Here is a 20,388-nt window from a genome sequence, read left to right as displayed (position 1 = left end):
CTGCCCATAATTAAGAATTCAGTTTTCAGACATCCAGGGTGCGAATTTTTTTCCAGCCTGTCCCTGATGTGAACGAAACCCCTTGGCCTGCGCTGCGGTAAAGCCGAAGGCCTTGATGACGTGCAAACCCAGCGGCCGCATGGCGGTCAAAATTTCAACTCGACAGTTGCCTCAAAAATACGGAGACCCTCCATGACCAGCTATGCAGACTTTTACCTTCAGTCCATCGACCAGCCCGACGCCTTCTGGGCCGAACAGGCCAATCTGATCGAGTGGCACAAGCCATTCGAGCGCGTCTGCAACTACGACAACCCGCCCTTCGTCAACTGGTACGAAGGCGGCCAGACCAACCTGTGCCACAACGCCGTTGACCGCCACCTGAAGGACCGCGCCGGCCAGGCCGCCTTGATTGCCGTCTCCAGCGAAACCGGCCTGGAGAAAACCTACACCTTCACCGACCTGCACGGCGAAGTGCAGCGCATGGCCGCCAGCCTGCTGGCGCTGGGCGTCGAAAAAGGCGACCGCGTGCTGATCTACATGCCGATGATTGCCGAGGCTGCCTTTGCGATGCTGGCCTGCGCCCGCATTGGCGCGGTGCATTGCGTGGTGTTCGGCGGATTTGCCAGCGGCTCCCTGGCGTCGCGCATCGAGGACGCCGCGCCCAAGGTCATCGTCAGCTCTGACGGCGGCTCGCGCGGCGGCAAGGCGCTGCCGTACAAACCGTTGCTCGACGAGGCGATCCGCCTGTCCAGCCACAAGCCGGGCGCCGTGCTGCTGGCCGACCGTGGCCTGGCCACCATGGAACTGGTCGCCGGGCGCGATCACCTCTGGAACGAACTGCGCGAAACGCATTTCGATGCGCAAGTGCCATGCGAATGGCTGGACTCGACCGCCATCAGCTACACCATCTACACCAGCGGCACCACCGGCAAGCCCAAGGGCGTGCAGCGCGACACCGCCGGCTACACCGTGGCACTTGCCGCGAGCATGAAGCACATCTTCGACGGCAAGGCCGGCGAAACCTTCTTCTCGACCAGCGACATCGGCTGGGTCGTCGGCCACAGCTACATCGTCTATGGCCCGCTGATCGCCGGCATGGCGACCATCATGTACGAAGGCCTGCCGACGCAGGGCATGGACAAGAAGCCCAACGGCGGCATCTGGTGGGAACTGGTTGAAAAGTACAAGGTCACCGTCATGTTCAGCGCGCCGACCGCCGTTCGCGTGCTGAAAAAGCAGGACCCGGCGCTGCTGACCAAATACGACCTGTCCAGCCTGCGCGCGCTGTTCCTGGCCGGCGAACCGCTTGACGAGCCCACCGCCCGCTGGATCAGCGAAGGCTTGAGAGTGCCGATCATCGACAACTACTGGCAGACCGAAAGCGGCTGGCCGATCCTGACGATCGCCAACGGCGTCGAGTCCAAGCCGAGCAAGTTCGGCAGCCCCGGCATTCCGATGTACGGCTACAACGTCAAGCTGCTGCACGAAGCGACCGGCGAGGAACTCACCAATCCGGGTGAAAAAGGCGTGGTCGTCATCGAAGGCCCGACGCCTCCGGGCTTCATGCAGACCATCTGGCAGGACGATGCGCGCTTCGTCAACACCTACTGGAAGAGCATTCCCGGCAAGCTCGTGTACAGCACCTTCGACTGGGGCATCCGCGACAAAGATGGCTACTTCTTCATCCTGGGCCGCACCGACGACGTGATCAACGTCGCCGGCCATCGCCTGGGAACGCGCGAGATCGAGGAAAGCATTTCCGGCCATGCGCAGGTGTCCGAAGTCGCCGTGGTCGGCGTCTCCGACAACCTCAAGGGCCAGGTGGCGATGGCGTTTGCCGTGCTCAAGGATTCGAGCGTGCTGAACGACACTGCCGCCTGCGCCAAACTGGAGGCCGAGATCATGAAGCGCGTGGACAACGACCTGGGCGCCGTTGCCCGGCCGGCACGCGTGCGCTTCGTGACAGTCTTGCCCAAGACGCGCAGCGGCAAGCTGCTGCGCCGGGCGATTCAGGCCGTGTGCGAAGGCCGCGATGCGGGCGACTTGACGACGATGGACGATCCGGCCGCGCTGCAGCAGATTCGGGACCGGGTCGAGGCGGTCTAAAAATCAGGTGCTGAAGTCCTAAAGGGGCTGGCTGTTCACGCGGCCAGCCCCTTTTTTTGTTTTTCAAGACAGCAAAGTTCTTGCCCGGCAGCGCAGCCGCCGGATGCGAAGCTTCACTCCAGTCGCAACTGCGCCTGTTTCGACACCCGGATGCAGTCCTTCATGTGCTCTTCGCCGAAGTAGCGGATGGCCGCATAGCCGACGGTGGCCGCGACGATCTGGCCCGCCAGCGGGATGTACTTGGCGAGTTGCTTGGTCGCCATGCGCGTGCCGATCTTGCCGGCTGCCTTGAGGACCAGATCGCGGCTGATGAACTTGCCGACCAGCACCGAGCCGACCATGGCCACGGCTTTTTGCACCTGCTCGCGCTTTTTCGGATCGAGCTGGTCAATCTGTTCCGGCGCCAGGCCGAACTCCTTGTTGATGGCAGGAATGAGTTTGGACAGCAGGGCAGCATCCACCGCCCAGTCCAGACCGGGAACCGGCACGGCGCTGGCCACACCGGCCATCAGCGCCCGCTTGTGAAGCAGCTTGCGGCTGCGCTGGACAGCGGCCAGGAGCGCCGCATCGTCAGCGGCCAGTTGCAGGGCAGTGGGCATGGATCAAAACCTCTTTCAAGCTTGCCGGTCAAGCGCCGACGAAGCCCCTTTATACCGCGACGGCTTCGAGCTTTTCCGTCACTTCCAGCCAGCGTTCTTCCAGCTTGGCCAGGTCGGCTTCGATCACCTTGAGGCGCTTGCCGGCCTGGGCAATTTCCGCAGGCGACTTCGACGTGGTCAGAAGCGTTTCGAGATTGGCTTTTTCGCTGTTCATGCTCTGCATCTGGCGGTCGATTTTTTCCAGATCCTTGCGCAGCGGCTTGGCGGCCTCCGATTGCTGCTGGCGTTTTTGGGCATCTTCCTTCTTGCCAGATGCATTTTTTACGTCAAAAACGGGCTTTGCGCTTGCTGTGTCTGCGCTGACAGCTATTTTTTTGGTAGCAGTCGGTGCGACCGGACTGTTGCTCGACTTCTTCGCTTCCTCGCGCAGGCGCTTGGCTTCGTCGAGCAAATAGCGCTGGTAGTCGTCCAGGTCGCCGTCGAAGGGCGCGACGCCGCCGCGCGAGACCATCCAGAACTCGTCGCACACCGCGCGCAGCAGGGCGCGGTCATGGCTGACCAGCATCACCGTGCCCTCGAATTCATTCAGCGCCATCGACAGCGCCTCGCGCGTGGCCAGGTCCAGGTGATTGGTCGGCTCATCGAGCAGCAGCAGATTCGGCCGCTGCCAGACGATCATGCACAGCACCAGGCGCGCCTTTTCGCCGCCGCTCATGCTGCCGACGGCCTGCTTGACCATGTCGCCGCCAAAGTTGAAGTTGCCCAGGAAGCTGCGCAAGTCCTGCTCGCGGGTCGGCTGGTTGCCCAGCTTGCCGGCGGCGGTGACTTCCTTGACCAGGCGGATCATGTGCTCCAGCGGGTTGTCCGTCAGGCGCAGCACGTCGAGTTCCTGCTGGGCGAAGTAGCCGATGTTCAGGCCCTTGCCTTCGGTCATCTCGCCTGAAATCGGCGCCAGCGCGCGCGCCACGGTCTTCACCAGCGTCGATTTGCCCTGGCCGTTGGCGCCCAGAATGCCGATGCGCTGGCCGGCCAGCACCGACTTGCTGACGTTCTGCACGATGACGGTGGGCGGCGTGCCTTCGGGCGCGTCCTCGGGCGCGGGGTAGCCGAAGAAGGCGTTCTGCATCGACAGCATCGGGTTGGGCAGATTCGCCGGTTCCTTGAACTCGAAAGTGAAGTCGGCTTCGGCCAGCAGTGGCGCGATTTTTTCCATGCGGTCCAGCGCCTTGACGCGGCTTTGCGCCTGCTTGGCCTTGCTGGCCTTGGCCTTGAAGCGGGCAATGAACTTCTGCAGGTGGGCAATCTTGTCCTGCTGCTTGGAATAAGCGCCTTGCTGCAGCGCCATCTGCTCGGCGCGCAGGTCTTCGAACTTGCTGTAGTTGCCGCCGTAGCGGGTCAGCTTGGCGCTTTCGATGTGGACCGTCACGTCGGTCACTGCGTCGAGGAATTCGCGGTCATGGCTGATGACCAGCATCGTGCCCTGGTAGCGCTTGAGCCAGGCTTCCAGCCAGACCAGTGCGTCCAGATCCAGGTGATTGGTCGGCTCGTCAAGCAGCAGCAAATCCGACGGGCACATCAGCGCGCGCGCCAGTTGCAGGCGCATGCGCCAGCCGCCCGAAAAGCTGTTGACCGGGTTGTCGAGCTCGCTGAGCTTGAAGCCCAGCCCCAGGATCAAGGCCTGCGCGCGTGCCTGCGCGTCGTGCGCGCCGGAGTCGTACAAGTCCATGTAGGCATGCGCCATGCGGTCGCCGTCGCCGCTGGCTTCTGATGCATCGACTTCGGCCTGTGCGGCCAGCAGCACCACGTCGCCTTCGATCACGTAGCTGGTGGCGCTTTGTTCGGTTTCGGGCATGTCCTGCGCGACCTGCGCCATCTTCCACTGCGCCGGAATGTAGTATTCGCCGCCGTCCTCATGCAGCGTGCCGTTGAGCATGGCGAACAGCGAGGACTTGCCCGCGCCGTTGCGGCCAACCAGGCCGATTTTTTCGCCCGGATTGAGGGTGACAGAGGCGCTATCGAGAATCACTTTGGAGCCGCGACGCAGCACCACGTTTTTAAGGGTAATCATTTAAACCAACAGACTGAAGAAATAGGGTCGGACCGCAGGGCGCCCGGCAAAGCGCTTGCGGTCCGACATACGAAGCAGGGATCAGGCCAGCTGTTCCCGCGTCAGCAGCAAAACCTGGTCAGGGCCGGCGCTGGTTTCAAACCAGAGCGGCTCTAGGTGCGGAAAAGCGCGTGCAAAATTCTCGCGCTCGTTGCCGATTTCCAGCACCAGGACGGCATTTTCGTTCATTTGCGGGGCAATGGTCAGAAAAAGGCCGCGAATGAAGTCCATGCCGTCGGCGCCCCCAGCCAGCGCCAGGCCGGGTTCGGCCTTGAATTCAGCAGGCAGGGCGGCCATGCTGGCGGCATTTACATAGGGCGGGTTGCACAAGATCAGGTCGTAAGGCCCGTGGCAGTTGGCCAGGCCGTCCGACTCGATCAGCGTGATGCGCCCGGCCAACTGGTGCCGTTCCACATTGATGCGCGCCACCGCCAGTGCATCAAGGCTGATGTCGGCGGCATCGACCACCACTTCCGGATACGTCATGGCGGCCAGCACGGCCAGGCTGCCGTTGCCAGTGCATAAATCGAGCACGCGCTGCGTTTCGTCGCTGAGCCAGTCGTCGATGCTGCCGTCATCCAGCAGCTCGGCAATCAATGAGCGGGGAATGATCACGCGCTCATCGACATAAAACGGCACGCCCATCAGCCACGCCTCGTTCGTCAAATAAGCGGCGGGCTTGCGCGTGCGGATGCGCTGGTCCACCAGCAGGGCGACCTGCGCCTGGTCCTCGGGCGACACCGGCCGGTTTTCGACCGATTCCAGGTCGTCCAGTTCCAGCCCGAGCTTCCACAACACCAGCCAGGCGGCTTCGTCGAACGCATTGGTCGTGCCCTGGCCGTAGCCGTCGGCAAAGCTCAGGCCGGCGGCGTCCAGCCGGTCAGCCATCCGCTCAATCACCTCCAGCACGGTCACGGTCGGAGCGGGAGTTGTCGTCATGCCAGGCCCTCCAGGCGCTCTAACACGCCCTTGTAGATGTTCTTGAGCGGATCGATGTCACTGACCGCCACGCATTCGTTGATCTGGTGAATGGTCGCGTTGACCGGCCCGAGTTCAATCACCTGCGGGCAAACCTTGGCGATGAAGCGGCCGTCGCTGGTGCCGCCGGTGGTGGACAGTTCGGTCTGCAGGCCGGTCTCGGCCAGAATCGCGCCGCGCACCGCATCGACCAGCGTGCCGGGCGTGGTCAGGAAGGGCAGGCCGCCCAGCGTCCATTTCAGGTCGTATTCGAACTGGTGCTTGCTCAAAATCGCCAGCAGCCGCTGCTGCAGGCTTTCGGGTGTCGATTCGGTGCAGAAGCGGAAATTGAAGTCCACCACCAAATCGCCCGGAATCACGTTGGTCGCGCCGGTACCCGCGTGCAGGTTGGACACCTGCCAGCTGGTCGCCGGAAAGAAGTCGTTGCCAGTGTCCCACTGCGTGGCCACCAGTTCGGCCAGCGCGGGCGCGAACAGGTGGATCGGGTTCTTCGCCAGGTGCGGATAGGCGATATGGCCCTGCACGCCCTTGACCGTGAGCTTGCCGCTCAATGTGCCGCGCCGGCCGTTCTTGATCATGTCGCCCAGGTTTTTGACCGACGTGGGTTCGCCGACGATGCAGTAGTCGAGCACCTCGCCACGGGCTTTGAGCTTTTCGCAGACGACGACCGTGCCGTCGATGCCGGGGCCTTCCTCGTCGCTGGTGATCAGGAAGGCCATCGACAGCGCCGGCCGGGGATGCGCTGCCAGGAATTCCTCGACCGCCACCACCATGGCCGCAATCGACGTTTTCATGTCGGCCGCGCCGCGCCCGTACAACTTGCCCGCGCGGTGGCTGGGCGTGAACGGGTGGCTGTGCCACTGCTCCAGCGGACCGGTCGGCACCACGTCGGTATGGCCGGCAAACACCAGCGTCTTGACGCGGGTAGTGGCCGAAACTGACTTTGCTATGGATTCAATAGCTGCTTGCGCAGGCGCAGCTTGCGCAGAAGGGCTAAAACCCTCAAATTTCGCCCACAGGTTGGTGACCCGGAAGTGCTCGGGTCCGCTGACGATGGTTTCACAGCTGAAACCCAGCGGCGCGAGCCGCGCGATCAGCATGTCCTGGCAGCCGGCATCGTCGGGCGTCGCCGAAGCGCGGGAAATCAGTTGCTCGGCAAGGTGGAGTGTTCGGGACATGGTTGTGTATGTAGTCGCTGCCTGATCGGCCTAAAGTGAGAAACGTGACAACAGCAGCAGCCTCGGGTGGGGGGCAGCGCAGTGCGCGAAGCGACACGCCTGGAGGCTGCAGTTCCAAGCCAGCCAGGGCCGCGGGACTGGCTTCGCCAGACCGCAGGCGCAGCGGCCCCCTCGGGGGGCAGGGAGCCACACGCAGTGGGCGACCGTGGGGGCCACATTTAGTGCCTCACGTCGAAGGTGATCTCGGTAAAGGAAGGTTCGTCATCCGGGTCGATGCCGGACTTGTCGGCCTTGGCCTTGCCTGCGGTGAAGTCGTTTTCCAGCCGCCACATCAGGTTGGTCGGCGAATCGGCATTGGCCAGGCCCTCCTTGCGCGTCACCGTGCCTTCGGTGATCAGCCTGGCGATGTGCTGCTCGAAGGTCTGCGAGCCGACCGCCATGGATTTTTCCATGGCTTCCTTGACACCCGAAAAGTCGCCTTTTTCGATCAGCTCGGCCACCAGCTTGGTGTTGAGCATGACTTCCACAGCAGGAACCCGCTCGTTGCTCAGGCTGCGCAGCAGGCGCTGGGAAACCACCGCCTTCAGCGCGGCCGCCAGATCGCCGAGCAGGGTCGGCCGCACTTCGACCGGGTAGAAGCTCAACACGCGGTTGAGCGCCTGGTAGCTGTTGTTGGCATGCATGGTGGCCAGGCACAGGTGGCCCGACTGCGCATAGGCAATCGCCGCCGACATGGTTTCGCGGTCGCGGATCTCGCCGATCAAGATCACGTCGGGCGCCTGGCGCAGCGCATTTTTCAGCGCCACCTGCAGCGACTGGGTGTCGCTGCCGACTTCGCGCTGGTTGACGACCGATTTCTTGTTGGTGAAGTAATACTCGATCGGGTCCTCGATCGTCAGGATGTGGCCCGTCGTGGTTTCGTTGCGCTGGTCGATCATCGAGGCCAGCGTGGTGCTTTTGCCGGCGCCGGTCGCGCCCACCATCAGGATCAGGCCGCGCTTTTCCATGATCAGCTCGCCCAGCAGCGGCGGCAGGTTCAGGCTGGTCAGCGCCGGAATCTTGTTCGGTATGTAGCGGATCACCGCTGCATAGGTACTGCGCTGGCGAAAACCGCTGATGCGGAAATTGCCCAGTCCCTTCACCTGCAGCGCCATGTTGAGTTCGCCGATTTCATCGAGTTCCTCGATCCGCGCGGGCGGCAGCACTTCGGCCAGCAGCGAGCGCGTGGCATCGGCCGGCAGAATCTGCGCATTGATCGGGATGGACTGCCCGTTGATCTTGATCATGGCAGGCGAGTGCGCCGACAGGTAAACGTCAGACGCCTTCTTGTCGACCATCAGCCGCAGAATTCTTTCCATCGTGCTCATGGTTCAGCTTTCGTTATGACGTTGAGACATTATGGTGGTCAGCGTCAGGCGGCCCCAGGAAAAACCGGCCCTCAAAGGGCAGCGCATTGGATAAAGCGACAAGCGTGGGGGCAAGTCCCCACCAGCCAGGGCCGTGGAACCGGCTTTGCCGGGCCACAGGCGCAACGGCCCCCGTGGGGGGCAGGGAGCCACACGCAGTGGGCGACAGTGGGGGCAACACACTTGGCTTTGCCGGGCCACAGGCGCAGCGGCCCCCTCGGGGGGGGGCAGCGCAGCACACGCAGTGGCAGGCGTGGGGGCCATCAGTCCCGCAGCAGGTCGTTCAGGCTGGTGGTGGCGCGGGTTTTTGCGTCCACGCGCTTGACGATGACAGCGCAATACAGGCTGTACTTCCCGCCGGCCTTGGGCAGGTTGCCCGACACCACGACCGAGCCCGCCGGAATGCGGCCGTAGCTCACGGTATCAAGTTCGCGGTCGTAAATCGGCGTGCTCTGGCCGATGTACACGCCCATCGAGATCACCGAGTTTTCCTCGACGATCACGCCTTCGACGATTTCGGAGCGCGCGCCGATGAAGCAGTTGTCCTCGATGATGGTCGGGTTCGCCTGCATCGGCTCCAGCACGCCGCCAATGCCGACGCCGCCCGACAGATGAACGTTCTTGCCGATCTGCGCACACGAACCCACGGCGGCCCAGGTGTCAACCATCGTGCCTTCATCGACATAGGCGCCAATGTTGACGTAACTGGGCATCAAGATCGCGCCCTTGGCAATGAAGCTGCCCCGGCGCGCCACGGCGGGCGGCACCACGCGAACGCCGGTGGCGCGCATTTCCTGCTCGCTCAGGTGCGCGAACTTGGTCGGCACCTTGTCGTAAAAGCCCAGTTCGCCGGCGCGCATGAGTTCGTTGTCCTTCAGGCGAAAGCTCAGCAGCACGGCTTTCTTGATCCACTGGTGAACCGTCCACTGGCCCACGCCCTGGCGGGTGGCGACGCGCAACTGGCCGTTGTTGAGTTCGGAAATCGTCTGCTCGACGGCGTCCAGCACTTCCTGGGGCGCGGCGGTGGGCGACAGGTTGGCGCGGTTTTCCCAGGCGGCGTCGATGATGGCTTGCAGGTTGTCTTGTGTCATTTTGAGTTTTTCAGAGAGATTTGGATTGAATGAATTGGACGATGCGTTGGGCGGCTTCGACGCATTCGGCGGTTTGCGCCACCAGCGCCAAGCGGATTCGGCCGGCGCCGGGATTGTGGCCCTGCGCATCGCGCGCCAGGTAACTGCCCGGCAGCACGACGACATTGTAAAGAGCCAGCAATTCCCGCGAGAACGCCGTGTCCGAACCCTTGAACGCCTCAGGCACGGCCGCCCACAGGTAAAAGCCGGCGTCGGGCAGGCGCACGTCCATCACTTCGGCCAGCAGCGGCGTGACCTGCGCGAACTTTTCGCGGTACTGGGCGCGGTTGTCAACCACATGCGCCTCGTCGGCCCAGGCGGCGATGCTGGCGGCCTGAACGATGGGGCTCATGGCGCTGCCGTGATAGGTGCGGTAGAGCAGGAACGACTTGATGATGGCCGCGTCGCCCGCGACAAAACCGCTGCGCAGGCCGGGCACGTTGCTGCGCTTGGACAGGCTGGTCAGTGCAATCAAATTCTTGAAGTCATGCCGGCCCAGTTGGCTAGCGGCCTGCAATCCGCCCAGCGGCGGTTCGTCGCGGAAATAAATCTCGCTGTAGCACTCGTCCGATGCAATCACGAAGCCGTACTGGTCGCTGAGTTTGAACAGCAGTTCCCATTCATCCAGCCCCATGACCGCGCCGGTCGGGTTGCCCGGCGAGCAGACAAACAGCAGCTGGGTTTTTTCCCACACGGCTGCGGGCACGGCGGCCCAGTCGATGCCGAAGTTGCGGGCAGGGTCGCTAGGCGCAAACCAGGGCTGCGCGCCGGCCAGCAGCGCCGCGCCTTCGTAGATTTGATAGAACGGGTTGGGGCTGATCACCGTCGCGCCCGGCCGGCTCGGGTCGATCACCGTCTGCGCCAGCGCGAACAGCGCCTCGCGCGAGCCGTTGACCGGCAGGATCTGCGTCGCCGGGTTGACGGTCAAGCCTCCATAGCGCCGGGCCAGCCAGTCGCTCATGGTTTGCCGCAATTTGAGCTCGCCCAGCGTGCCGGGGTAGCTCGCCAGCCCGGCCAGGCTGCCGACGAGCGCATCCTTGATGAGCTGCGGCGTGGCGTGGCGCGGCTCGCCGATGCCCAGGCTGATGGGTTGGTAGGCCGGATTCGGCGTGACATCGGCATGCAACTGGCGCAGCCGCTCGAAGGGGTAAGGCTGAAGGCGGGAAAGCAGGGGATTCATGGGGCGCGATTATCCCTGACAGACCTTTTCAGGTTGACCTATTTGGGCGCGTGCGCGGCCAATAACTCGGCTGCACGCGTTTGCCAGCCCTTGCCCGAAGCGCGCCAGCGCGCCAGCACGCTTTCATCCAGGCGCAAGGTCGTGGGCCGCTTCACCGACGCTTGGGTGCTGCCGACCGGCCGGCCCCGGCGCACCAGCTTGTCGCCTTTGAACAAGTCGGCCTCGGCCACCCACTGGTCGGTAATTTCCGGTGCGTCGTCGGGGTCAGTCCAGGCGGGCGCCGATGGCTTGAGTTTCGCGTTCATTGATTTTCCTCATGGAAATAATGCGGCGTGCCGCGCCGCGCGGAGTCCAGACCATCATCACCAGCCGGCCATCGAGCCATCCCACCGTCTGGTAGCGCGTCTCGGCATAGGCTTGGCGCTCATCTTGCCGCGTCAGGTGATTGCCGGCAAATACTTCGGCAGCCCGCGCAAAGTCAAGTCCGCGCGCTTAAGGTGTTTTGCTGCTTGGCAGGGTCAAACTCAATCTGCATGAATTAATTGTACATTTAATTAATTAGTTTTTCAGCGAGGGAAGAACTTGATCATCAATGCCTTGCTGTTGCCCTATTTGTGCCACAGCCTGTGGCACAAACGGCCAAGCGAATGAATTACTATGAATTTAATAGCTGCTTGTGCTTATGCAGCGTGCGCAAGCGGCTGATTTAGTTCATAAACCGGGGCTGGTTCCGGGGCTGTCGGCTGGTTTTCGATCAGGCGCACGACGGCGAGCGTTTGCAGGCGGGCCAACTGGGCGGCCACCGGATGGCCGGGGGCGAAGAGGGCGGCGGCCACGGCCTGGGCGTTCATGCCCGTGCGGATGCCGGCGGCGGCGCAGGCGTCGAACAGGCGGATGTTCTGGGCGTGCAGGTCTTCGGGGAAGAAGAGTTCATAGACCAGGCCGTTGAGGGAGGCGTTCATAGTCGGGGCGGCGGGTGCCAGCAGTGATGGTTTCCAGAATGCATTCAATAACAGCGATTTGCTCGTTGCTGGCAGCAGGAATGGGAAGTGATTCCAACATTTGCGGCTGAACTTCGTAGTAGCCCCAGTTGAGCTGGCTCTGTTCCAGAAAATCGGCAACTTTGCCCCGGGTGTGGTTGTCTTTGATGCCGTGCGAGGAAAAGAGGGATTTTTCAGTCATGGTTCCGGGATCCAAGGGTGTCGTCAGATTATGCGGAGCTGACAGAGCGCATGAAGGCGCTGGCGGCGGTTAAAAACCGCACGTCGCTCGGGTAACATCACAGGCCGTGTGCCGCCTACCGATGGCGCTGCGGGTTCACAAGCGTCAAAAGCATCAACGCGTTAGCCCCAGGCTCAACAACACAGGTCAGCCGTGCGTCTCAATTCGATCAAGTTAGCCGGTTTCAAGTCCTTTGCCGACCCGACGCATTTCCAGCTGCCCGGCCAGCTCGTCGGCGTGGTCGGCCCCAACGGCTGCGGCAAGTCCAACATCATGGATGCCGTGCGCTGGGTGCTGGGCGAATCCAAAGCGTCGGAACTGCGCGGCGAGTCGATGCAGGACGTGATCTTCAGCGGCACCACCACCCGCAAGTCGGCCAGCCGCGCCAGCGTGGAGCTGGTGTTCGACAATGCCGACCACCGGGCCGGCGGCCAGTGGGGCCAGTACGAAGAAATCGCCGTCAAGCGGGTGTTGACGCGCGACGGCACGTCGAGCTACTACCTGAACAACCAGCCGGTGCGCCGCCGCGACGTGCAGGACGTGTTCCTGGGCACGGGGCTGGGGCCGCGCGCCTACGCCATCATCGGCCAGGGCACGATCAGCCGCATCATCGAATCCAAGCCCGAGGAACTGCGCCTGTTCCTGGAAGAAGCCGCCGGCGTGTCCAAGTACAAGGAGCGCCGCCGCGAAACCGCCAACCGGTTGAGCGACACGCGCGAAAACCTGGTCCGCGTGGAAGACATCCTGCGCGAACTCAATGCCAACCTGGAGCGGCTCGAAAAGCAGGCTGAGGTCGCCCTGCGCTACAACACGCTGCAGGCCGCCGGCACCCTGAAGCAGCACCAGCTGTGGTTCCTGAAGCGCACCGAGAGCGAGGCCGACCAGACCAGGGTCCGGCTGGAGGCCGAAAAATCGGTCAACGACCTGGAAAGCCGCGTGGCCGATCTGCGCCATGTCGAGGCCGACCTGGAAACCATCCGCCAGGCGCACTATGCAGCCGGCGACCAGGTCAACCAGGCGCAGGGAAAACTGTACGAGGCCAGCGCCGAGGTGGGGCGGCTGGAGGCGGAAATCCGCTTCGTGGTCGATGGCCGGCTGCGCGTCGATCAGCGCCTGGTTCAGCTGAAAGAGCAATCCGCGCAATGGGCCACGCGCGGCGAAGATGCGGCGGTCGAGTCTGAAAGCCTGGCCGGGCAAAGCTTTGACGCCGAGGAAAAGGCCGAACTTCTGGCCGCGCAGCTTGAGGAGCAGCAGGACCAGCTGCCGGCGCTTGAAGAAGCGCTGCGCCAGGCCCAGGCGACGGCGAATGCGCAGCGCGCCGGCGTGACGCAGGTGCAGCAGCAACTCCAGGTGCTGGCCGCCGAGCAGCGCCATGTTGAAGAGCAGCTGCGCATGCTCGGCCTGCGCCATGAACGCCTGTCGGCGGACCGCAAGGCGCTCGATGCACCCGACGAGGCGCGGCTGGCCAGCCTGAATTCGCAACTGGACCATGCCCGCGAAGCGCAGGCCGTGGCGCAGGCCTGCCTGCAGGAACTGACCGAAGCCGTGCCGCAGCTTGACGATGCGCGGCGCGCCCTTCAGCAGGCGGCCAATGCCGAATCGGCCCGGCGCGCCGACCTGTCGGCGAAGCTCGAAGCGCTCAAGGCGCTGCAGGAAAAGGTCAGGACCGACGGCAAGCTCAGGCCCTGGCTGGCCCGGCACGGCCTTGAAAATTTGCCGGGCCTGTGGAGTCGCCTGCACATCGAGCAGGGCTGGGAAAACGCGCTGGAAGCCGCGCTGCGCGAGCGCATGGGCGCGCTGGAAGTCAGCCGGCTCGACATCGTGCGCGGTTTTGCCGGAACCGACGCGCGCGGCCAGGCGCAAGGTCCGCCCGCCAAGCTGTCGTTCTACACGCCGCCACAGGCCGCCGCGCCAGCCCGCGCCCAGTCGGCGCTCACTCTCAAGCCGCTGGCCGAGCTGCTTCGCCTGAACGATGCCGCTCTGTCGGCGCTGCTGGACGACTGGCTGGACGGCTGCTTCACCGCGCCCACGCTGGACGATGCACTGGCTGCGCGCGACCGGCTGGAGCCGGGCGAGACGATCTATGTCATGGGCGGCCATGCCATCACAAAGCACAGCGTGAGTTTTTATGCGCCCGATTCCGAGCAGGCCGGCCTGCTGGCGCGTGCGCAGGAGATCGACAACCTGGAAAAAAGCCTGCGTGCGCAGGTGCTGATCAGCGAGGAAGCGCGGGCCACGCTGGCCCGCGCTGAAGCCTGCTACCTCGAAGCCAGCCAGCGCCTGGCGGCGGCGCGCCGCGAAGCGGGCGAAGCGCAGAACCAGAGCCATGCGCTGCAGGTCGAAGTGCTGCGCTTGAGCCAGCTGGCCGAGCAGGCGCGCGCCCGCAGTCAGCAGCTCCAGGCCGACCTCGCCGAGATCGAGGCCCAGCTTGAGGAATTGCAGGAGCGCAAGATCACCGCCGAGGGCCGGTTTGAGGAACTCGACATGCAGCTGGCCGACAGCCAGGAGCGCCATGCCCAGCTGGAAGACCGGGTGATTGCCGCCGAGCGCCGGCGTGCCGAATCGCGCGAGCAGCAGCGCACGCTGGAGCGGCAACTGCAGGAAGCGCAGTTTGCGCTGCGCACCCTGGCCGCGCGGCGCGAGGAACTGGCGCGCTCCATCGCCATTGCCGCAGCCCAGGCGTCGTCGATTGCCGCCGAGGAAGGCCGCGCCCGGGACGAACTGGCGCGGCTGACCGATGCTGCGGCGCAGGGCGGGCTTCAGGACGCGTTGAATGCCAAAATGGTGCGCGAAGCCGAGCTGCTGGCCCAGCGCAGCCAGTACGACGACCTGACCCACCGGCTGCGCAGCAGCGACGAGCGCCGCGCCGTGCTGGAACGCGAACTCGAACCGCTGCGCCAGCGCATCACCGAATTCCAGCTGAAAGCGCAGGCCGCACGGCTGGGCTTCGAGCAATATGCCCAGCTGCTGCTTGACGCGCAGGCCGATCTGCCGGCGGTCCAGGCGTCCATCGAGTCCGGCAATGTGCGCATCAGCGGGCTGCAGGGCGAAATCGACCGCATTCAGCGCGACATCCACGCGCTGGGCGCGGTGAACCTGGCCGCGCTCGACGAACTTAGCATTGCGCGGGAACGCAAGCAGTTTCTCGATGCGCAGTCGGCCGACCTGAACGAGGCCATGACGACGCTGGAAGACGCGATTCGCAAGATCGACATGGAAACACGCGATTTGCTCTCCAGCACGTTTGACGCCGTCAATGGCCACTTTGGCCGCATGTTCCCCGAGCTGTTCGGCGGCGGCAATGCCCGGCTGGTCATGACCGGCGAGGAAATCCTGGACGCCGGCGTGCAGGTCATGGCGCAGCCGCCGGGCAAGAAAAACCAGACTATCCACCTGTTATCTGGCGGCGAAAAGGCGCTGACCGCGATTGCACTGGTGTTCGCGATTTTCCAGCTCAACCCGGCGCCGTTTTGCCTGCTCGACGAGGTCGATGCACCATTGGACGACGCCAACACCGAACGGTATGCCAAACTCGTGTCCAGCATGAGCAAGCAAACCCAGTTTTTATTCATCAGCCACAACAAGATTGCCATGGAAATGGCCGAGCAGCTGATTGGCGTGACGATGCAGGAGCAGGGCGTGTCCCGCATCGTCGCCGTTGACATGCAGGCCGCCCTGAGTCTTGCCGAAATAGCCTGAACCCATCAAAGATCATGAGCACATTACAAATAAGTCTGGCGGTTGGTGGCAGCCTGGTCCTGGTCGGCATCGTTGCCCATGGCGCCTGGTCCGCACGCAAGAACCTGCCCAAGCAAGCCACGCCCAAGCCAGCGGTTGAGCCGGAGCCCATGCCCTTGCAAGCGCCGGACGACGGCTTTCAGATGAGCGGGCTTGACGGCCAGCCAGAGCGGCACGAGCCGAGCTTTGACGTCGATTCCGGTCTGGCGGCCTTGACCCAGCTCACCACGCCCGAGAGAAAAGCGGTGCTCGACATCTTGATTGATGCAGTGGCGCCCATCACGCTGGAGTCGCCGGTATCGGGCGAAGCCGCGCTGGCCGCCATGCCTGGCACGCGCCGGGTGGGCAGCAAGCCTTTTGCCGTCGAGGGCTTGCGCCAAGACGGCCGCGAATGGGAAATTCCCGCCGCTGGCTACCGCTACAGTGCCTTTCAGTGCGGTGTCCAGCTGGCCAACCGCACCGGCGCCCTGAACGCGATTGAATACTCCGAATTTGTCATGAAGACGCAGGCTTTTACGGATGCCATTGGCGGCGAAGTGGAGTTTGCGGAAATGCAGGGCGAAGTGGCCCGGGCCAGGGAACTCGACCAGTTCGCCAGTGCGCACGATGCGCAGCTGAGCTTCAAGCTGCGCGCCGTCAAGACCGCCTGGAGTCCGGGCTATGTGCAGCAATGCGCGGCCGGCCAGGGCTTCGTTCCCTCGGCGACGCCCGGCCGCATGCTGCTGCCGGCCAGCCAGCCGGGCCAGCACGGCCCGATCCTGGGCCTGAGCTTTGACTCGCAGGCCGCCCAGGCCGAAGACCCCGAACAGACCGCTTTGTATGAATTGACGCTGTCGCTGGACGTGCCGCAGGTGCTGCGCGGTGAAGCGCCTTTTGCCCGTATGTGCGAGATTGCCATTGCTCTGGCGGGCAGCATGGACGGCGTGATCATCGACGACAACGCCATCCTGGTCAGGCCCGAGGCCATGGAGGCGATCCATGCGGACCTGGAGCAGCTTTACGACCGCCTGGACGCGCGTGAACTGTCGGCCGGCTCGGCGCTGGGCCGGCGGCTGTTTTCATAATGTCCTGATTCCTGGATCATTTTCCGGCTGCCTGAGGCGGCCGATTTTTTTCAAGCACCGACATTCCCATGGCCACTCCAGACATGTTCGCCCAGCCATTGCCGCAGCCCGAGCCGCAGCCAGCCGTGCCGGCGCCCGAGCGCATCAAAGCCCTTCGCGCCGAACTCGACCTGCATGCGCACCGCTACTACGTGCTCGACGAGCCCAGCATTCCCGACGCCGAGTACGACCGGCTGTTCCGGGAGCTGCAGGCGCTCGAAGCGGCGCATCCTGAACTGCTCGCCCCGGACTCCCCCACGCAGCGCGTCGGCGGCAAGCCGCTGGGCCAGTTCGCCACGGTGCGCCACCGCATTCCGATGCTCAGCATCCGCACCGAAACCGACACCGAGGCCAGCGGCGCCAAAAATTTCGACACCCGCGTGCGCAAGGAGTTGGGGCTGAAGGAGTCCGACCCGCCGGTCGAGTACGTGGCCGAACTCAAGTTCGACGGCCTGGCGATGAGCCTGCGCTATGAAAACGGCGTGCTGGTGCAGGCCGCCACGCGCGGTGACGGTGAAGTCGGTGAAGACGTGACGCAGAACATCCGCACCATCCGGCAGATTCCGCTCAGGATTGTTGCCCCCACGCTTGTCGCTTCGCATACTGCGCTGCCCTTGCAGGGCGCCACGCCGCCTGAGGCGTCGCATCTTCAGTCTGTCCAGGCCCGCGCAGGCGGGCTCGGAGCCGCAGCCTTCAGCCCCGAGGGGACCGCTGCGCCTGCGGCCCGGCAAAGCCGGTTCCGCGGCCCCGACGCGCAAAGCGAGTCTGCGGCCACTTCAATTGGCCCCGTGCCTGTCGTTTCGATTCCTGCTGTGATGGAAGTGCGCGGCGAAGTCTATATGCGCCGCGACGAATTCGAAGCGCTCAACGAGCGCCAGCGCCAAAAGATTGCGCAGGGCGCCAGGGGCGAAAAGACCTTCGTCAACCCGCGCAACGCGGCGGCCGGCGGCGTGCGCCAGCTGGACCCGGCGATTGCCGCCAACCGGCGCCTGAGCTTTTTCGCCTATGGCGTGGGCGAGATCACGCCGCCCGAGGAAGGCGGCCCGGTGTTCGAAACCCATTTTGAACTGCTGCAAACCCTGAAATCATGGTGTTTTCCGGTCGCCGCGCAGACCCGGCTTGCACAAGGCGCTACAGAACTGATAGCGTTTCATCAAACCATCGGCCAGCAGCGCGACCAGTTGCCGTATGACATCGACGGCGTGGTTTACAAGGTCAACAGCCTGGCGTTGCAGCGCAAGATGGGTTTTGTCAGCCGCGAGCCGCGCTGGGCGGTGGCGCACAAGTACCCGGCGCAGGAGCAGCTGACCACGGTGCTGGGTATCGACATCCAGGTCGGGCGCACCGGCAAGCTGACGCCGGTGGCCAAGCTGGCACCGGTGTTCGTCGGCGGCGTGACCGTGACCAATGCCACGCTGCACAACGAGGACGAGGCGCGGCGCAAGGATGTTCGCCTGGGCGACACGGTCATCGTGCGCCGCGCCGGCGATGTGATTCCCGAGGTGGTCAGCGTGCTGCTGGAGCGCCGGGTGCCTGACGCGCCGCAGTTCACCATGCCGCGCCAGTGCCCGGTCTGCGGCTCGGACGCGGTCCGGGAAGAGGGCGAGGCCGACTACCGCTGCACCGGCGGGCTGTTCTGCGCCGCCCAGCGCAAGGAAGCGATCCTGCACTTTGCGCACAAGCGCGCGGTCGAGATCGAGGGGCTGGGCGACAAACTGGTCGAGCAACTGGTCGATGCGGGCGTCATCCGCACGCTGCCTGACCTTTACAAGCTGGGTTTTACATCGCTGGCCAGCTTGGACCGCATGGCCGAAAAATCGGCCAATAACCTGGTGGCCGCGTTGGAAAAGTCCAAGCACACCACCCTGCCGCGCTTTGTCTTCGGGCTGGGCATCCGGCATGTCGGCGAGGCGACTGCCAAGGCGCTGGCCCGCCATTTTGGCCAGCTCGACCGCATCATGGACGCGAGCGAGGAAGCTTTGCTCGAAGTGGCCGACGTCGGCCCCATCGTCGCCAAAAGCATCCGCACCTTCTTTGACCAGCCGCACAACCGCGAAGTCGTGGAGCAGTTGCGCGCCTGCGGCGTGACCTGGGAAGAGGGCGAACCCGCCTTCGTTGCGCCCAAGCCGCTGTCGGGCAAGACCTTCGTGATCACCGGAATCCTGCCCAACCTGGGCCGTGACGAAGCCAAGGACCGGATCGAGGCCGCAGGCGGCAAGGTCGCCGGTTCGGTCAGCAAGAAGACCGATTACGTCGTGGCCGGCGCAGAGGCGGGCAGCAAGCTCGTCAAGGCGCAGGCGCTGGGCGTCGCGGTGATCGATGAAGCCGCCTTGCTGGCGCTGCTGGGTTCACCGCCGGCCTGAGTTTCCGCGCGTCGCCTGCTCGGGACGCAGCCACAGCCAGACCAGCACGCAAGCCATGAACGCCACCGCTGCCAGCGCAGCCCAGTGGTCGCCCAGCAGCAGCCACGTCGCGACGGCGCTGGCGGCCATGGCCACCGTGGCGGTCCACTTGGCGCGCCTGCGCACCACGCCGGCCCGCTGCCAGTCGGTGATGTGGGCGCCAAACCGGGGATGGGTTTTCAGCCAGTAAGACAGCCGAGGTGAACTGTGTCCAGCCGCCCAGGCCGCCAGCAGGACGAAAGGCACCGTCGGCAGCACCGGCAGAAACAGGCCCAGAATTCCCAGGCCGAGGCTCGCGACAGCCAGCGCCAGCAGGCACCAGCGCGCGGCTGCAGGCAACGCGGGCTTACGCGATGCTATGTTTTGTTTCACTGGCGGTTCGGCGGGCATGGTCACGATTGTGCCGCCAGCCGCTATGCTTGAGGACATGACCATTCGTGAAATTCTCAAAATGGGCGATGCGCGGCTTTTGCGCATCGCCCGGCCCGTGGCAGCCTTCGACACCGATGCGCTGCATGTCCTGATCTCGGACATGTTCTACACCATGCAGTCAGTCAACGGCGCCGGCCTGGCCGCGCCGCAGATCGGCGAGGACCTGCAGGTGGTGATTTTTGGCAGCGACCAGCTCAACCCGCGCTACCCCGACGCGCCGGTCGTGCCGCGCACCGTGCTGATCAATCCGGTGATCACGCCGTTGGGCGTGGAGGAGGAAAGCGACTGGGAAGGCTGCCTGTCGGTGCCCGGCCTGCGCGGCATGGTGCCGCGTTTTTCGCGCATCCGCTACACCGGTTTCGACCAGTACGGCGACCCGATCGACCGAACAGTCGACGGTTTTCATGCGCGCGTGGTGCAGCATGAGTGCGATCACCTGATCGGCAAGCTCTACCCGATGCGCATCCGCGACCTGAGCCAGTTCGGCTACACCGAAGTGCTGTTTCCGGGCCTGGACGCTGAGGCCGACGACTGACTGAGCGGGAAATCGCTAAACGACACGCTATCGACTTTCGTTATCGCGCGCGTAGCGCGGCAACTCCCAAGACTGCGCTTTGTCGGGCCGTGGTCGGCGGTGCTGGCCTGAGCTGGCCGGTCTCGCCCGGCAGGCGACTCACTTTCTTTGCTTCGCCAAAGAAAGTAAGCAAAGAAAGGCGACCCGCAGTCCGGGTCCCTTCGCTGCGCTACGGGCAACCTGCGCTGTGCTGAAAAAACGGGGGGCGGCGCAAACTCGCTTCGCTCAAACAGC

At 64.2% G+C, this 20,388-nt stretch carries 17 protein-coding genes; 5 read left to right on the top strand and 12 right to left on the bottom strand.

Annotation, left to right across the window (positions count from 1 at the left end):
• The first annotated feature begins 177 nt into the window (after positions 1 to 177).
• Complete coding sequence (locus EC86_RS0107360; protein WP_269635734.1) at positions 178 to 2,106, top strand: propionate--CoA ligase; 1,929 nt, start codon at positions 178 to 180, stop codon at positions 2,104 to 2,106.
• A 113-nt stretch (positions 2,107 to 2,219) separates the two neighbouring features.
• Here EC86_RS0107360 and EC86_RS0107355 read toward each other — a convergent pair whose 3' ends face one another.
• From EC86_RS0107355 to EC86_RS25985, 11 genes are all read right to left on the bottom strand, one after another.
• The gene (locus tag EC86_RS0107355) at positions 2,220 to 2,705 is read right to left on the bottom strand and encodes a hypothetical protein (RefSeq protein ID WP_029525022.1); all 486 of its coding nucleotides are present in this window, start codon (positions 2,703 to 2,705) and stop codon (positions 2,220 to 2,222) included.
• A gap of 49 nt (positions 2,706 to 2,754) precedes the next feature.
• A complete protein-coding gene (locus tag EC86_RS0107350; RefSeq protein ID WP_029525021.1) occupies positions 2,755 to 4,773 on the bottom strand; it encodes an ABC-F family ATP-binding cassette domain-containing protein in 2,019 nt (672 codons plus the stop codon).
• 81 nt (positions 4,774 to 4,854) lie between these two features.
• A complete protein-coding gene (prmB, locus tag EC86_RS0107345; RefSeq protein WP_029525020.1) occupies positions 4,855 to 5,751 on the bottom strand; it encodes a 50S ribosomal protein L3 N(5)-glutamine methyltransferase in 897 nt (298 codons plus the stop codon).
• Positions 5,748 to 6,968 (bottom strand): succinyl-diaminopimelate desuccinylase, encoded by a 1,221-nt coding sequence (gene dapE, locus EC86_RS0107340; protein ID WP_029525019.1) that lies wholly within the window; start codon positions 6,966 to 6,968, stop codon positions 5,748 to 5,750. The genes prmB and dapE overlap by 4 nt, the downstream gene beginning before the upstream one ends.
• A 218-nt stretch (positions 6,969 to 7,186) precedes the next feature.
• Positions 7,187 to 8,335, bottom strand: a complete 1,149-nt coding sequence (locus tag EC86_RS0107335) for a PilT/PilU family type 4a pilus ATPase (RefSeq protein WP_029525018.1) — start codon at positions 8,333 to 8,335, stop codon at positions 7,187 to 7,189.
• 302 nt (positions 8,336 to 8,637) lie between these two features.
• Positions 8,638 to 9,465, bottom strand: a complete 828-nt coding sequence (dapD, locus tag EC86_RS0107330; protein ID WP_029525017.1) for a 2,3,4,5-tetrahydropyridine-2,6-dicarboxylate N-succinyltransferase — start codon at positions 9,463 to 9,465, stop codon at positions 8,638 to 8,640.
• 10 nt (positions 9,466 to 9,475) lie between these two features.
• Positions 9,476 to 10,684, bottom strand: a complete 1,209-nt coding sequence (dapC, locus tag EC86_RS0107325; RefSeq protein ID WP_029525016.1) for a succinyldiaminopimelate transaminase — start codon at positions 10,682 to 10,684, stop codon at positions 9,476 to 9,478.
• 38 nt (positions 10,685 to 10,722) lie between these two features.
• Complete coding sequence (locus tag EC86_RS0107320) at positions 10,723 to 10,989, bottom strand: BrnA antitoxin family protein (RefSeq protein WP_029525015.1); 267 nt, start codon at positions 10,987 to 10,989, stop codon at positions 10,723 to 10,725.
• A complete protein-coding gene (locus EC86_RS27635; RefSeq protein WP_408633915.1) occupies positions 10,949 to 11,125 on the bottom strand; it encodes a BrnT family toxin in 177 nt (58 codons plus the stop codon). The genes EC86_RS0107320 and EC86_RS27635 overlap by 41 nt, the downstream gene beginning before the upstream one ends.
• A gap of 239 nt (positions 11,126 to 11,364) precedes the next feature.
• Positions 11,365 to 11,646, bottom strand: coding sequence for a hypothetical protein (locus tag EC86_RS0107315; protein WP_029525014.1), 282 nt, complete (start codon positions 11,644 to 11,646; stop codon positions 11,365 to 11,367).
• Positions 11,615 to 11,866 (bottom strand): hypothetical protein, encoded by a 252-nt coding sequence (locus EC86_RS25985; protein WP_156955258.1) that lies wholly within the window; start codon positions 11,864 to 11,866, stop codon positions 11,615 to 11,617. Before EC86_RS25985 ends, EC86_RS0107315 begins: the two co-directional genes overlap by 32 nt.
• Positions 11,867 to 12,058: 192 nt before the next feature.
• Between EC86_RS25985 and smc the strand changes: the two genes are divergently transcribed.
• The 3 genes from smc to ligA all read left to right on the top strand — a co-directional run bounded on the left by smc (position 12,059) and on the right by ligA (position 19,109).
• Positions 12,059 to 15,604: a chromosome segregation protein SMC gene (smc, locus tag EC86_RS0107310; protein ID WP_029525013.1), complete on the top strand. Its 3,546-nt coding sequence runs from the start codon at positions 12,059 to 12,061 to the stop codon at positions 15,602 to 15,604.
• 14 nt (positions 15,605 to 15,618) lie between these two features.
• The gene (locus tag EC86_RS0107305; RefSeq protein WP_029525012.1) at positions 15,619 to 16,707 is read left to right on the top strand and encodes a cell division protein ZipA C-terminal FtsZ-binding domain-containing protein; all 1,089 of its coding nucleotides are present in this window, start codon (positions 15,619 to 15,621) and stop codon (positions 16,705 to 16,707) included.
• A gap of 68 nt (positions 16,708 to 16,775) precedes the next feature.
• On the top strand, positions 16,776 to 19,109 hold the full coding sequence (ligA, locus tag EC86_RS25980; RefSeq protein WP_232229837.1) for an NAD-dependent DNA ligase LigA: 2,334 nt from the start codon (positions 16,776 to 16,778) through the stop codon (positions 19,107 to 19,109).
• On the opposite strand, the gene EC86_RS0107295 is transcribed toward ligA, so the two are convergent.
• On the bottom strand, positions 19,095 to 19,577 hold the full coding sequence (locus EC86_RS0107295) for a YbaN family protein (RefSeq protein WP_029525010.1): 483 nt from the start codon (positions 19,575 to 19,577) through the stop codon (positions 19,095 to 19,097). The two genes, ligA and EC86_RS0107295, sit on opposite strands and share 15 nt — an antisense overlap.
• Here EC86_RS0107295 and def point away from each other — a divergent pair.
• Positions 19,576 to 20,115: a peptide deformylase gene (gene def, locus EC86_RS0107290; RefSeq protein ID WP_029525009.1), complete on the top strand. Its 540-nt coding sequence runs from the start codon at positions 19,576 to 19,578 to the stop codon at positions 20,113 to 20,115. The two genes, EC86_RS0107295 and def, sit on opposite strands and share 2 nt — an antisense overlap.
• Positions 20,116 to 20,388: the final 273 nt, after the last annotated feature.

Source organism: Polaromonas glacialis, assembly GCF_000709345.1.
Lineage (GTDB): Bacteria > Pseudomonadota > Gammaproteobacteria > Burkholderiales > Burkholderiaceae_C > Polaromonas > Polaromonas glacialis.
The sequence above is the reverse complement of the archived record's forward strand: the minus strand, read 5'-3'. Positions and strand labels throughout refer to the sequence as shown.